At 63.5% G+C, this 13,826-nt stretch carries 13 protein-coding genes and 4 tRNA genes; 3 read left to right on the forward strand and 14 right to left on the reverse strand.

Annotation, left to right across the window (positions count from 1 at the left end; genetic code table 11):
• Nucleotides 1-75: 75 nt before the first annotated feature.
• The 14 genes from rplJ to hisN all read right to left on the reverse strand — a co-directional run bounded on the left by rplJ (nt 76) and on the right by hisN (nt 9,850).
• On the reverse strand, nt 76-600 hold the full coding sequence (gene rplJ / locus DXK93_RS07720; protein ID WP_054459366.1) for a 50S ribosomal protein L10: 525 nt from the start codon (nt 598-600) through the stop codon (nt 76-78).
• 249 nt (nt 601-849) lie between these two features.
• On the reverse strand, nt 850-1,548 hold the full coding sequence (rplA, locus tag DXK93_RS07725; RefSeq protein WP_054459364.1) for a 50S ribosomal protein L1: 699 nt from the start codon (nt 1,546-1,548) through the stop codon (nt 850-852).
• Nucleotides 1,549-1,550: 2 nt separating this feature from the next.
• The gene (gene rplK / locus DXK93_RS07730) at nt 1,551-1,982 is read right to left on the reverse strand and encodes a 50S ribosomal protein L11 (protein ID WP_006389587.1); all 432 of its coding nucleotides are present in this window, start codon (nt 1,980-1,982) and stop codon (nt 1,551-1,553) included.
• A 66-nt stretch (nt 1,983-2,048) separates the two neighbouring features.
• The gene (gene nusG / locus DXK93_RS07735) at nt 2,049-2,582 is read right to left on the reverse strand and encodes a transcription termination/antitermination protein NusG (protein WP_006389586.1); all 534 of its coding nucleotides are present in this window, start codon (nt 2,580-2,582) and stop codon (nt 2,049-2,051) included.
• Between the two features lie 9 nt (nt 2,583-2,591).
• The gene (gene secE, locus DXK93_RS07740; protein WP_054459362.1) at nt 2,592-2,972 is read right to left on the reverse strand and encodes a preprotein translocase subunit SecE; all 381 of its coding nucleotides are present in this window, start codon (nt 2,970-2,972) and stop codon (nt 2,592-2,594) included.
• Nucleotides 2,973-3,036: 64 nt separating this feature from the next.
• Nucleotides 3,037-3,112 (reverse strand) — tRNA-Trp (locus DXK93_RS07745).
• Nucleotides 3,113-3,244: 132 nt separating this feature from the next.
• Nucleotides 3,245-4,435 carry an elongation factor Tu gene (gene tuf, locus DXK93_RS07750; protein ID WP_119449751.1) on the reverse strand — a complete coding sequence of 397 codons (1,191 nt, stop codon included), beginning with the start codon at nt 4,433-4,435 and terminating at the stop codon, nt 3,245-3,247.
• Nucleotides 4,436-4,486: 51 nt separating this feature from the next.
• Nucleotides 4,487-4,561, reverse strand: a tRNA-Thr gene (locus tag DXK93_RS07755).
• 10 nt (nt 4,562-4,571) lie between these two features.
• Nucleotides 4,572-4,645, reverse strand: a tRNA-Gly gene (locus DXK93_RS07760).
• A gap of 147 nt (nt 4,646-4,792) precedes the next feature.
• Nucleotides 4,793-4,879 (reverse strand) — tRNA-Tyr (locus DXK93_RS07765).
• A gap of 113 nt (nt 4,880-4,992) precedes the next feature.
• Nucleotides 4,993-6,156 carry an iron-containing alcohol dehydrogenase gene (locus DXK93_RS07770; protein WP_119449754.1) on the reverse strand — a complete coding sequence of 388 codons (1,164 nt, stop codon included), beginning with the start codon at nt 6,154-6,156 and terminating at the stop codon, nt 4,993-4,995.
• A gap of 24 nt (nt 6,157-6,180) precedes the next feature.
• Nucleotides 6,181-7,569, reverse strand: a complete 1,389-nt coding sequence (locus tag DXK93_RS07775; RefSeq protein ID WP_119449755.1) for an aldehyde dehydrogenase family protein — start codon at nt 7,567-7,569, stop codon at nt 6,181-6,183.
• A gap of 31 nt (nt 7,570-7,600) precedes the next feature.
• Nucleotides 7,601-8,986, reverse strand: a complete 1,386-nt coding sequence (locus DXK93_RS07780) for a glutamine synthetase family protein (protein WP_054455860.1) — start codon at nt 8,984-8,986, stop codon at nt 7,601-7,603.
• Nucleotides 8,987-9,043: 57 nt separating this feature from the next.
• On the reverse strand, nt 9,044-9,850 hold the full coding sequence (gene hisN / locus DXK93_RS07785; RefSeq protein ID WP_119449756.1) for a histidinol-phosphatase: 807 nt from the start codon (nt 9,848-9,850) through the stop codon (nt 9,044-9,046).
• A gap of 194 nt (nt 9,851-10,044) precedes the next feature.
• On the opposite strand from hisN, the gene DXK93_RS07790 reads away from it, so the two are divergent.
• From DXK93_RS07790 to DXK93_RS07800, 3 genes are read left to right on the forward strand one after another with little or no spacing between them, the layout of a single operon-like run.
• Nucleotides 10,045-11,052 carry an ABC transporter substrate-binding protein gene (locus DXK93_RS07790; RefSeq protein ID WP_119449757.1) on the forward strand — a complete coding sequence of 336 codons (1,008 nt, stop codon included), beginning with the start codon at nt 10,045-10,047 and terminating at the stop codon, nt 11,050-11,052.
• Between the two features lie 49 nt (nt 11,053-11,101).
• Nucleotides 11,102-12,109: an ABC transporter ATP-binding protein gene (locus DXK93_RS07795; protein WP_119449758.1), complete on the forward strand. Its 1,008-nt coding sequence runs from the start codon at nt 11,102-11,104 to the stop codon at nt 12,107-12,109.
• 31 nt (nt 12,110-12,140) lie between these two features.
• Nucleotides 12,141-13,823, forward strand: coding sequence for an ABC transporter permease subunit (locus tag DXK93_RS07800; protein WP_119449759.1), 1,683 nt, complete (start codon nt 12,141-12,143; stop codon nt 13,821-13,823).
• Nucleotides 13,824-13,826: the final 3 nt, after the last annotated feature.

Raw genomic sequence — 13,826 nt, forward strand, 5'->3', positions numbered from 1 at the left:
GAACTCCAAATATTTTGGTAATGCCAGGGTTTGGGTGTCGCTCGGTCGTTCAGCGAATTCCGGACAGCAGGGCGATTAAGCCGCTGCCTTCTGGTCGCGCACGGCGGCGAGGCCACGGGCGAACTTGGTCGGAACTTCGTTGAGCGTACGCACGAATTGCGCGATGGGGGCTTGCATGGTGCCCAGCAGCTTCGACAGCAACTCTTCGCGCGAGGGCATGGTGGCCAGGGCCTTCACGCCTTCTTGGTTCAACAGGCTGTTGGGCAGCGAGCCCGCCTTGATGACCAGCTTGTCGTTGCTTTTCGCGAAACCTGCGAGGACCTTGGCCGCCGCGACCGGATCAGCGCTGATGCCATAGATCAGCGGACCGGTCAGTTGCTCAGCCAACGGCTCGAAAGCCGTGCCGGCAACAGCACGACGGGCCAGCGAGTTCTTCAGAACACGCAGATACACGCCCGATTCACGCGCAGTTTTGCGCAGTACGGTGACAGAGGCGACGTCCAGACCACGGTACTCAGCGATAACAATCGATTGGGCCTTGGCGACTTCCGCCGAGACTTCCTCGATCACCACCGCTTTCTCTTGACGATTGAGACTCACGGTTTGAACACTCCATCAAAAGACGCCTGGGGCCTGAGCCTTGCGCGTCAACCGAATGCGGCGCCTGGTCGAGTTCTTCGTGTAAAGAAATCTTCCTGGGGACGCCGTCTACGCTGGATCCGAACCTTACGGGCTTCGGTATTAAGCGGAGGGGTCCGGTACTGCTTGAACCACCCTGCTCCAGCGGTCTTTGACAGCAACATCTGGAGGAATCCGGATGCAGCCCAAAGTACGTTTACAGCTATCGGCTTAGTTGGCCGACAGCGAGGCAATTTCCACGCGCGCACCGCCGCCCATCGTGGACGAAACGGCCAGCTTGCGCAGGTAAATGCCCTTGGCAGCTGCGGGACGAGCCTTTTGCAGGGCGTCGACCAGAGCGGCCAGGTTGGTTTGCAGCTGTTCCACGCCGAACGACGCGCGGCCGATCGTTGCGTGGATGATGCCAGCCTTGTCGGTGCGGTACTGAACCTGACCGGCCTTGGCGTTCTTGACAGCGGTAGCGACGTCCGGGGTCACGGTGCCGACCTTCGGGTTCGGCATCAGGCCACGGGGGCCCAGGATCTGACCCAGGGCACCCACGACACGCATCGTGTCGGGCGAGGCGATGACCACGTCGAAGTCCATTTGACCGGCCTTGATCTGGTCAGCCAGGTCGTCCAGACCGACGATGTCGGCGCCAGCGGCCTTGGCGGCTTCAGCCTTGTCGCCTTGGGCGAACACGGCCACGCGGACCGACTTGCCGGTGCCGGCGGGCAGAACGACCGAGCCGCGAACCAGTTGGTCCGACTTCTTCGGGTCGATGCCGAGCTGCACGGCCACGTCAATGGATTCATTGAACTTGGCGACGGCGGTTTCCTTGACCAGGGTCAGGGCTTCAGCGACCGGGTACAGCTTGGTGCGGTCGATCTTCTGCGCAATGGCGGCGGCGCGCTTGGACAGTTTTGCCATGATTAGATCCCCTCAACCGTGATGCCCATGCTGCGGGCGCTGCCAGCGATCGTACGCACGGCGGCGTCCAGATCAGCGGCGGTCAGATCGGGGCCCTTGGCCTTGGCGATCTCTTCAGCTTGAGCGCGGGTCAGCGTGCCGACCTTGTCGGTATGCGGCTTGGACGAACCCTTTTGCACGCCGGCGGCCTTCTTGATGAGGACCGTCGCGGGCGGGGTCTTCATGATGAAGGTGAAGCTCTTGTCGGCGAAGGCGGTGATCACCACCGGAATCGGCAGACCAGGCTCCATGCCTTGGGTCTTGGCGTTGAACGCCTTGCAGAATTCCATGATGTTCAGGCCACGCTGACCCAGGGCCGGGCCAATCGGGGGGGAGGGGTTAGCCTTACCAGCCGGCACTTGCAGCTTGATAAAGCCGACGATCTTCTTCGCCATGCTTTGCTCCTTGCGGGTTATATCGCTCCTGGGCGTTCAGGCCTGGGAGCTCCCCGGGGGTTGAAATTAGGTCTTTTCGACCTGACTGAAATCGAGTTCGACAGGCGTGGCGCGACCAAAAATGGTGACAGACACGCGCACCTTGCTCTTTTCGTAATTGACTTCTTCGACGTTGCCGTTGAAGTCTGCAAACGGACCTTCCTTGACCCGAACCATCTCGCCCACTTCGAACAGGATCTTGGGGCGGGGTTTCTCGACGCCCTCTTCCATCTGGGAGAGGATCTTCTCGACTTCCTTTTCGGAAATCGGGGTCGGACGGTTGCCCGAGCCACCCAAAAACCCGGTGACGCGGTTGGTGTTCTTGACCAGGTGCCACGTTTCGTCGGTCAGGTCCATTTCAACCAGGACATAACCGGGGAAAATGCGGCGCTCGGTGATCGACTTCTGACCACCCTTGACCTCGACGACTTCCTCGGAGGGCACAAGAATGCGGCCAAAAGACGTTTGCAGGCCCGCGCGCTCGATGCGCTCGTTCAGGGCCTTGTGTACGCTTTTTTCCATGCCGGAGTACACATGGACGACATACCAACGCTTACTCATTCGCCGTCCTTATTTCCAGCCCAGCAACAGGCCGTAAAGAATCCATTCGATGCCCTTGTCGAGCACCCACATGAAAAGGCCCATGACCGCCACAAACGCGAAAACGATACCCGTCATCTGGGTCGTTTCCTTGCGCGTGGGCCACGAGACACGCTTGACTTCGTTGTAGGACTCGCTGGCGAAGCTCAGGGTGCGGCGGCCGGGTTCGCTGAACCAGGCGATCACGGCTGCGATCACTAGGCCGCCGACGAATACGCCGATACGTGCAGGCATCGGTTGCGCGCTGAGCACGGAGAACCCGACGATGCCAGCAATAACGACAAGAACCGCCAGCCCGAGCTTCACCCGGTCGGCGGTACTGGTTACGGTTTCTACGCTGGTATTAGACATATTGCGACGCGAGCCGCCGTGAATGCGTAACTCGCGATGATCTCCCGCGGGTTTATCCTGGCGGTGGCAGGGGCAGTAGGAATCGAACCTACAACCTTCGGTTTTGGAGACCGACGCTCTGCCAATTGAGCTATGCCCCTAAAACACTACACTTGCACTACACAGCTGCTTCCGCCTACATGCAACAACTTGCGGAACCATACATCATACTACTTTTACAGCAAAGATGGATAGAGGGACTTTAGAGTCCACTCTACCCATCCGGGTATTGCTTACTTCAGGATCTTGGCGACGACGCCGGCGCCGACGGTACGACCGCCTTCACGGATGGCGAAACGCAGGCCTTCTTCCATGGCGATGGGGGCCAGCAGCTTGACCGTCATGGCCACGTTGTCGCCCGGCAGAACCATTTCCTTGTCGGCCGGCAGTTCGATCGTGCCCGTCACGTCCGTCGTGCGGAAGTAGAACTGGGGACGATAGCCTTGGAAGAACGGGGTGTGACGGCCGCCTTCTTCCTTGGACAGGATGTACACCTCGGAGGTGAAGTCGGTGTGCGGGGTGATCGAGCCCGGCTTGGCCAGAACTTGGCCGCGCTGGACGTCTTCACGCTTGGTGCCGCGCAGCAGGATGCCCACGTTGTCGCCGGCTTGACCTTGGTCCAGCAGCTTGCGGAACATTTCCACGCCCGTGCAGGTCGTCTTGACCGTCGGAACGATACCGACGATTTCGAGTTCTTCGCCGACCTTGATCACGCCGCGTTCGATACGGCCGGTCACCACGGTGCCGCGACCCGAGATCGAGAACACGTCTTCAACCGGCATCAGGAACGTGCCGTCCACGGCGCGCTCGGGCGTCGGGATGTACGAATCCAGCGCAGCGGCCAGAGCCATGATGGCCTGTTCGCCCAGTTCGCCCTTGTCGCCTTCCAGCGCCAGCTTGGCCGAACCCTTCACGATCGGGGTGTCGTCGCCCGGGAAGTCGTACTTCGACAGCAGTTCGCGGACTTCCATTTCCACCAGCTCGAGCAGCTCGGCGTCGTCAACCATGTCAGCCTTGTTCAGGAAGACGATGATGTACGGCACGCCAACCTGGCGCGACAGCAGGATGTGTTCGCGGGTTTGCGGCATCGGGCCGTCAGCGGCCGACACGACCAGGATCGCGCCGTCCATCTGGGCGGCGCCCGTGATCATGTTCTTCACATAGTCAGCGTGGCCCGGGCAGTCAACGTGCGCGTAGTGACGCGCTTCCGTTTCGTACTCGACGTGAGCCGTGTTGATCGTGATGCCGCGAGCCTTTTCTTCAGGAGTCGCATCGATCTGGTCGTAGCCCTTGGCTTCGCCGCCGAACTTGTTCGACAGAACGGTCGTGATGGCCGCCGTCAACGTCGTTTTGCCGTGGTCAACGTGACCAATCGTACCCACGTTCACGTGCGGCTTGGTACGTTCAAACTTGCCTTTTGCCATGGCTGACTCCTGACCTGGATTGCGCTTCTGACTGAAGAAAAGAGGAATTAGTGGTGCCCATGGCGCGGATCGAACGCGCGACCTCTCCCTTACCAAGGGAGTGCTCTACCACTGAGCCACATGGGCAAATAAATCTTGGAGCGGGTGAAGGGAATCGAACCCTCGTCGTAAGCTTGGAAGGCTTCTGCTCTACCATTGAGCTACACCCGCGGCATACCCTTTCACCTTCTCTTTCCCAAACCTTTTCAATCCGAAGCCCTGGAAAACCTTACAACCTTCTTTGCGAAGGCTGCTCAGCTTTCTGAGCTTCACATTGTAAATCCAGGCAAACCGCGCCTGGATTTAGGAATGGGTCTCTGGTGGAGGAGGTTGGATTCGAACCAACGTAGGCGCAAGGCCAACAGATTTACAGTCTGCCCCCTTTAACCACTCGGGCACTCCTCCAGAGGAGAATTCGAGATTATGAACACTTTCAAATCCGCTGTCAAACGCTTCGGACGAAATATTCAAAATTCTTCTTCAACCACCGCAGCGTTTCCGCGCAGAGGGGGCGAAGCTTACAGGTTTCCGCGAATTGCTGCACGGAAAAGATCGGAATACTGCTCGGGCGTGTAGTTGACGGGGTTGGTGCCGGCCGAAGGATCCTCGGCCGCCATGCGCCCTATTCGCTCGGCCTGAGCCTCGTCGATGCCGATTTCGGCCAGGGTATGCGGAATGCCCACGGTCTCGCGCAGGCGCAACACCCAGTCCAGCACCGCGCCAGGGCCGGAATCCGGCAGATCCAGATAGCGCGCCAAGGCCTGCAGCCGCGGCGCCACCGCGTGTTCGTTGGCTTTCAGCACATACGGCATGAGGATGGCGTTGAGCATGCCGTGATGCGCGTCGTACAGCGCGCCCAGCGGGTGCGCCAGCGCATGCATGGCGCCCAGCCCGCGCTGGAATGCAGTCGCGCCCATGCTGGACGCCACCAGCATCTGCAGGCGCGCCTGCAGGTCATCGCCATGGGCGACCGCCTGCGGCAGGTACTCCTTCACCAGGCGCATGCCTTCGATCGCGATGCCCGCCGCCATGGGATGGAAGAACGGCGAACAGTAGGCCTCCAGATTGTGCGACAACGCGTCCATGCCCGTCGCCGCTGTGATCTTTGGCGGCAGGCCTACCGTCAGTTCGGGGTCCAGGATCACGACCGAGGGCAGCATGCGCGCATGGAAGATGATGCGCTTTACTTCAGCGGCCTCGTCGGTGATGACGGAGGCGCGCCCGACTTCGGAACCGGTGCCCGCAGTGGTCGGCACCGCCACCACCGGCGCCATGCCGGCCACGTCGACGCGCAAGTAGTTGTCGCCGATGTCCTCGAAATCCCATAGCGGCCGCGTCTGGCCCGCCATCAACGCAATGGCTTTGGCCGCGTCCAGCGCAGAACCTCCGCCGAATGCGATCACGCCGTCGTGGCCGCCCTGCTTGTAAGCACGCACGCCGTCGTCGACGTTGCGGCCCGTGGGGTTGCCTTTGATTTCGTGGAACAGGCCGCACTCCAGGCCGGCGTCACGGCAGCCCTGCACGGCGCCCGCGACCATGGGCAAGGCGGCCAGCCCGGGATCCGTCACAAGCAATGGCCGCGCCATGCCCAGCCCGCGGCACAGCGCCGGCAATTCCTTGATGCGGCCAGGGCCGGCCTTGATGGCCGTGGGATAGTTCCAATTAACGCTGGGCAAGGTCATGGTTGGTTTCCTGATGGCGCCGTGTCAGACGCTGCGCAGATGGAAGGATTTGGCTTGCGTGAGCTGTTCGTAGCCAACAACCGACAGGGACACGCCGCGGCCGGAATTCTTGACGCCGGTCCAGGCCAGCGCGGGATCCAGGTAGTCGCAGCGGTTCATGAAAAAGGTTCCCGTGCGGACCTGGCGACCGATATGCAAGGCCGCTTCCTCGTCCTGCGTGAAGGCCGCCGCCGTCAGGCCATAGGGACTGTCGTTCATCAGACCGATGGCTTCCTCGTCGCTGTCTACCGCCATGATTCCGACGGCCGGCCCGAAGCATTCATCGCTCATGATGCGCATGCGGTGATCGACCTGCGTGAGCAACGCCGGCGCGACATAAGGCGAGCCTATGCTCGCTTCCTTGAAATGCGAGCTATCAATCATATTCCTGGCGCCCGCCGAAACCGCTTCGTCGATGATGGCCCGGATCTCGGCGGCGGCCTTGACGCGCACGACCGGACCCAAGGTAGTGTCGGCGTGCAGCGGATTCCCCAGGACATAGCCGCGCGTCAACTCAACGGCGCGATCGACGAATTCATCGTACCTGGTGCGCGCCACGTAGATGCGCTGGATGCCGCAGCAGGACTGGCCCGAATTGAAGTACGCGCCGTCCACCAGGGTTTCGACCGCGTGTTCGATCTTGGCGTCGGCCCGCACATAGGCCGGATCATTGCCGCCTAGCTCCAGGCCCATGCCGATAAAGCGCCCCGCCGCGCTTTCCTCGACCGCATGCCCTCCGCGCACGGACCCGGTGAACGACACGTAGCCGATCTCCGGCGCGCGGAGCAGCCGGTGCACGATGTCGTGGTTGGCATGCAGATACTGGAATACGCCTTTGGGCGCCCCGACCTCGCGGAACGCGCGTTCGATAAATTCCGCGCACAAGGGCGTCTGGTCGGAATGCTTGAGGATGACCGTATTGCCCGCCATCAGAGCGGGCACGATGCTGTTCACGGCCGTCAATAAGGGGTAGTTCCACGGCGCGATGGTCAACGCGACACCTATCGGCTCGCGGCTGATGAAGCGTGTGAAACCGGTTTGCTCCGGTACCTGGATGGGCGCCAGCGCCTCGCCCGCGATGGCGATCATGTGACGGGCGCGCGCCTCGAAGCCTGCCACTTCGCCCGGCGTGTAGCGCAATGGCCGTCCCATCTGGATGGTGATGGCGCGCGCGATCTCTTCCTTGGCGGCAACGAAGCGGTCGACGGCCGCGGACACGATGCGCCCCCGCTCCTGCACGCCCAGCGCCTGCCACGCGCCCTGCGCGGCTTGGGCGTCAGCGAGTGCCTGCGCGATCTGCGCCTCGCTGGCATAGGGTCGGCGCACGACCTCGCGCCCGTCGATGGGACTGATGGTAATGAGTTCCTGGGTCATGTCTGCCCTGCGCAAGCGATGTGGTTTGGATTCAGATGATTTCGAAGTAGCGCGCCAGTTCCCAATCGGTCACGTGGCGGCGGAACTGCCGTTCTTCCCATTCGCGCGTGGCGGCGTAGTGTTCGACGAAGGCATCGCCGAACAGATGCCGCGCGGCCTCGGATTCGCGCAGCCGCTGCGCGGATTCCCACAGCGTGGTGGGCAGGCGCAGATGCGCTGGAAACTGCTGCGTGTAGGCATTGCCCTGCACCATCGGCTCGGGTTCCAGGCCCTGTTCGATGCCATACAGGCCCGAAGCCAGGGCGGCGGACAAGGCCAGGTAAGGATTGGCGTCGGCTGATCCGATGCGCACCTCGACGCGCTGCGATTTGTCGCTGCCTGGAATCAGCCGCAGCGCGGTGGTACGGTTTTCCATGCCCCAGGTGGCATCCAGCGGCGCCCAGTACCCGGGCACCAGGCGCGAATAGCTGTTGATGGTCTGCGCATACAGGGCCATGAATTCCGGCAGATAGCGCTGTACGCCGGCCATGAAGGAGGCTTGCGTCGCGCTCATGCCATGCGGCCGGGATTCGTCGTAGAAGGCGGAGCGGTTGGTCTTGTGATCGCGCAGCGACAGATGGATGTGGCCGCTCTGGCCGGGATGATCATGCGACCATTTCGCCATGAAGGTCGCCATCAGCCCGTTCTGCTGCGCCAGCGCCTTGGTGAAGGTCTTGAAGAGAAAGGCCTTGTCGCCCGCGGCCGCGGCCAGGTCCACCGCCAGTGCCGCTTCCAGCACGCCGGGCCCCGTTTCGGTGTGCAGGCCTTCGATGGGCATGTCCATGCGTTCGCACATGTCCAGCAGCTTGCGGTAGAAGTCGCCCTCGACCGTGCTGCGCAGCACCGAGTAGCCGAAATTTCCCGGCGTCCAGTTCTCCATGTTGCGGTAGTTCTTGGCGCGCACGGAATGCGGCGTTTCGCGGAACATGAAGAACTCGTACTCCAGCGCCGCATAGACGTCATAGCCCATGCCGGCGGCCCGGTCCAGCGTCCGGTGCAACAGGCGCCGCGGACAGATGGCGCCCGCGTCGCCTTCGAATTCCGCCAGGAACAGCAGCATGTCTTCGCCGCCCGGTCCCTGCTCCAGCGGCAGCCTGCGGCCGCTTTGGGGGATGATCCTGAGCTTGGCATCGGGATAGGCCGTGTGCCAACCCGTGTACTTGGTGTTGTCGTACAGCTGGTCGTCCAGATCCCAGCCGAACACCACGTCGCAAAACGCCAGCCCCGAGCGCAGCGCGCCCAGGAACTTGTCGCGCCGCAGGTATTTGCCCAGCATGACGCCATCGACGTCGGACAAGCCTACCTTGATGTGCGAGAGCTGGCTGGCTTGCACCAGCCGCTCCGCGTCTTCCACCGTTGCTACCCCTAGTGCATGCATGCTCTTTCACCTTGTGACTGAAGCGTTGCGTTGGACTGCGGGCGGGCGGCGCGGCGTTCAGGTCATGGCCGCCCCCAGCACCCGCATCGCCTGGCGATGCAGCTGCGGCGTGGCGGCCGCGACGACGCGGCCCTGCGATTCGAGACTGAGCGGCTGCCCCGACCAATCGGTAATGACGCCGCCCGCCCCTTCGATCACGGGCATCAGCGCCAGATAGTCATACGGCTGCAGGCCGGACTCGACCACCAGGTCGACGTGTCCGCTGGCCAGGAGGCCGTAGCTGTAGCAATCGCCGCCGTAGCGGCGCATGCGCGCGGCCTGCGTCAGCGCCTCGAAGGCGGCCAGTTCCGCGCCGGCAAAGATGTCGGGCGAGGTGGCGTACAGAATGGCCTGGCGCAGTTCGGCGCAAGCGCTGGCGCGACAGGCGGCGCCATTCAACTGCGCGGCCGCGCCTGCCGCACCGACCCAGCGCTCATCCAGCATGGGTATGTCGATCACCCCGAGCACGGGCTTGCCCCGATGCAGCAGCGCCAGCAGCGTGCCCCACAGCGGGTTGCCGGAAATGAAGGCGCGCGTGCCGTCGATGGGATCCAGCGACCACACGAATTCGGCTTCGGCATGCGAAGCGCCGAACTCCTCACCAAAAATGCCGTGCTCGGGATAGTGCTGGGCGATGGCCTCGCGCAGGGCAGCCTCGACTTCGCGGTCAGCCTGCGTGACCGGGCTTTCGTCCGCCTTGGTGTCCACGTCCAGCGGATGCCGGAACCACTTGCGCGACAAGGGACGCACGCGGTCCGCCAGCGTTTGGGCGAACGAGGAGTACGCGGCCAGCTGCTGCGCGGATAACGGCGGTGAAGTTTGCATCGATGAGCTCCAGGCGTGGCGCGGGAGGATGCGCCTACGCCAAAAAAACCCTTGAATACTGGTTTTTCCAGTCTAGACACGTTGCCACAAATTTGCAAACATACATAAAACTGCAACTTGCCGGATTTGTTGCAGAAGGCTGTCCAACTACGTAGCTCGCCACCGTTGCCGTGTATTCCAACCGGAGTCCCATCATGCAATGTATGAAGAAGCTTAGCCTTGTGGTTGCAGTAATTTCCCTAGGTTGGACGCAGGCTCACGCCGGCGCCATCACCGTCTACACCGCCCTCGAAGAAGACGAAATCGCGGCCTACCTGAAAGCCGCCAACGCCGCCATGCCGGACGTGAAGGTCAACGTGCTGCGGCTGTCCACCGGCGATCTGGGCGCGCGCCTGATCGCCGAGGCTTCCAACCCGCAGCAGGACGTGATCTGGGGGTTCGCCGTCAGCAACATGCTGGATCCGCGCCTGCAGAACCTGCTGGAGCCGTACGCGGCCAAAGGCATGGACGCCCTGCCCGCGCAGTACAAGGGCGCCGACCAGAAGTGGTTCGCAGCCACTGGCTACGTGGCCGCATTCTGTGTGAACACGGACAGGCTCAAGTCCAAGAACCTGCCCATGCCGACCTCCTGGGAAGACCTGACCAAGCCCGTCTACAAGGGCGAAATAGTTATCCCCAGCCCCGCGGCCTCGGGCACCGGCTATCTGCAGATCGTCGCGCTGCTGCAGGGCATGGGCAAGGAGAAAGGCTGGGCGCTGCTCAAGGACCTGGACAAGAACGTGGCGCAGTACACGCCGTCGGGCTCGCGCCCCTGCAAGATGGCGCGCGCCGGCGAGTACGCCATCGGCGTGTCCTTCGCCTTTCCCGCCATGCAATCCATAGAGGAAGGATTCCCCATCAAGATGGTGATTCCGTCCAAATGGGTGGGTTACGAGCTGGAAGCCTCGGGCCTGATGAAAACGGCCAAGAATCCCACCGACGCCAAACGTTTCCTCGATTGGACGCTATCGGCGCAGGCGGGCGGCCTGTACAGCAAGTACAAGGAACTGGTGACCATCCCCGGCGCCACGCCCAACAAGGCCGCCGAAGCCGCCGGCCTGCCCAAGGACCTGACCGCCGTGCTGTACCCCGTGGACTTCCCCAAGTCCGCCGCTGAACGGGACGCCACCATCAAGACCTGGCAGGAAACCATCAAGCGTTGACGGTGCCGCGGCCGGCGCACAGCCGGCTGCCGCCTGTCCTGGAGACGCCATGTATCTGGAATTGCGCGGAATCCGCAAGACGTTCGATGCGTCGGTAGCGCTGCAAGACATCGACCTGTCCGTGGGCGAACATGAATTCGTCTGCCTGCTCGGCCCCAGCGGCTGCGGCAAGACCACCTTGCTGCGCATCGTGGCGGGCCTGCTGCCCTTTGACCGCGGCACCATCACGCTGGGCGGGCGCGACCTGAGCGCGCTGCCGGCGCGCAAGCGCGGCTTCGGCATCGTGTTCCAGTCGTATTCTCTGTTCCCCAACATGACGGTGGCGCAGAACGTGGGTTACGGCCTGCGCATCCGCGGCGAATCGCGCGAACGCATCGGCGCGCGCGTGAAGGAACTGCTGGCGCTGATCAAGCTGCCCGAGCATGCCGAACGCTATCCGCACCAGCTGTCCGGCGGCCAGCAGCAGCGCGTTGCGCTGGCGCGCGCGCTGGCGGTGGATCCGGCGCTGATCCTGCTGGACGAACCGCTGTCCGCGCTGGACGCGCGCGTACGCACCGACATGCGCGCCGAAATCCACGACGTGCAGCGGCGCCTGAAGATCCCCACGGTAATGGTGACGCACGATCAGGAGGAAGCGCTGACGCTGGCCGACAAGATCGTGTGCATGAACGACGGCCGCATCGAACAGGTAGGCTCGCCGTCAGATCTGTACCTGCGCCCGCGCACCCGTTTCGTGGCGAACTTCGTGGGCCTGAGCAATCTGCTGCCCACCGACTGGGTACGCGAGGCCATGCCCCAGCTGATGGCGACGCGGCCCGAGGGCGCCAGCGAGCGCTACGAGGCCTGCCTGCGGCCCGAGAACCTGCGCATCGCCGCGGACGATCGCGGGCCTGGCCGCGTGCAGGACATGACGTTCATGGGCAACCTCACCCGCCTGCGCATCGCCTGGCAGGGACGCGAACTGCTGGTGGAGCAACATGGCGCCGCCGGCCTGTCGCGCGGCGCCCCCGTACGGCTGGACATGGAGCCGGGCCAGTGCGCCTGGGTCAGCGTATGACGGATCGCGCCACGCAAACCGGAGCCGCCGCTTGAGCGCCGCCCACGCCAGCCCGGCCATCGCGGCGCCAACCGGCCGCGCCCCCTGGTCCGCCGACCGCGTGTTGCTGTGGAGCTGCGTCGGCATCCCACTTGCCGGCCTGGCGCTGTTCTTCCTCTATCCGCTGGCGACCGTGGCGTGGCGCAGCCTGGTCGAGAAAGACGGCTCGGTCGGCCTGGGCAACTATGCCGAGGTCTTCGCCACGCGCGGCGTGCTCACTGCCACGCTCAACAGCCTGGTCATGAGCACCGCCACCACGGTGGTGAGCGTCGGGCTGGGCTTTGCCATCGCCTATGGCCTGGATCGCAGCTGCATGCGCGGCAAGGCCGCCGTGCGGCTGGCGCTGGTGCTGCCGCTGCTGGCGCCTTCGCTGGTGCAGGGTCTGGGGCTCATCTTCCTGCTGGGGCGCAACGGGCTGGTACACCGCTGGACAGGCTGGGAAATCGATATTTACGGCTTCTGGGGCCTGTTGATCTCCAACGTGTTCTACGCCCTGCCTCAGGCCGTGCTGATCCTGCAGGCGGCCCTGCGCAACATGGACGCGCGCTACTACGACGCGGCCGAAGTCATGGGCGCGTCCGGCTCGCGCCAGTTCTTCGACATCACCCTGCCCAACTGCAAGTTCGGCCTCTTGAGCGCGGCCTTCGTGGTGTTCGTCATCACCATTACCGACTTCGGCAACGCCGCCGTGATCGGCGGCAACTACCGGGTGCTGGCCACGGAGATCTACAGCCAGGTATCCGGACAGATGAACTTCGGCATGGGCTCGGTGGTCGGCATCCTGCTGTTGCTGCCCTCGCTGATTTCGGTGCAGATCGAACGCGTCGCCTCGCAGCGCCAGTTCGGCTCGGCCTCGCCCAGCGGATTGCGGGTCACGCCGCAGCCGGCTCGCGGACGCGATGCGGCGTTCACCGCCGGCGTGCTGCTGGCCAGCGGCACCATCATCCTGACCGTGGCCACGGTGATCTTCGCCAGCTTCATGCGGCTATGGCCCTATCGCATGGAATGGACGCTGAAGCATTACGACATCACGGTCAGCGGCGGCTACACGCCGCTCTGGACGTCCTTGTACCTTTCCCTGGCGGCGGCAGGCGGCGGCGTACTGCTGCTGTTCTTCCTGAGCTTCGGGGTGTGCCGCATTCCGCGCGCGTGGGCCAAGCTGGTCTACCTGGTCTCGGTGCTGCCGGTGGGAGTTCCTGGCCTGGTGCTGGGCTTGTCGTACATCTTCGCCTTCAACGCCCCCGGCACGCCGCTGTATGCGCTGTATGGCAGCGCCGCGCTGATTGCCTTGTGCAACTTCTACCACTACCACACGCAGGGTTTCCTGACGATGATGACCGGCATGCGCGCCGTGCCGCAGGCGCTGGAGGAGGCGGTCAGCTGCCTGGGCGGCGGCACGCTGCGGGTGCTGCGCGACGCGGTGCTGCCGCTGATCGGCCCGACCGTGCTCGGCGTGTTCTTCTTCCTGTTCATGCGGTCCATGGTGACGCTGTCAGCGGTGATCTTCCTGGTCACGCCATCCGTGAGCGTGGCGCCCGTTTCCGTCCTGCGCCTGGACGAAGCGGGGTTCGTCTCGCAGGCTGCCGCCTATTCAACCCTTATCATGCTGGTCGTGGGGGGCTCCCTGCTGGCATTGCGCGCGCTGATCGCCGCAGCCGCGCGGCGCCGGACATAGATT

Source organism: Achromobacter sp. K91, from assembly GCF_003576205.1.
Taxonomy (GTDB): Bacteria; Pseudomonadota; Gammaproteobacteria; order Burkholderiales; family Burkholderiaceae_B; genus Achromobacter; species Achromobacter aegrifaciens.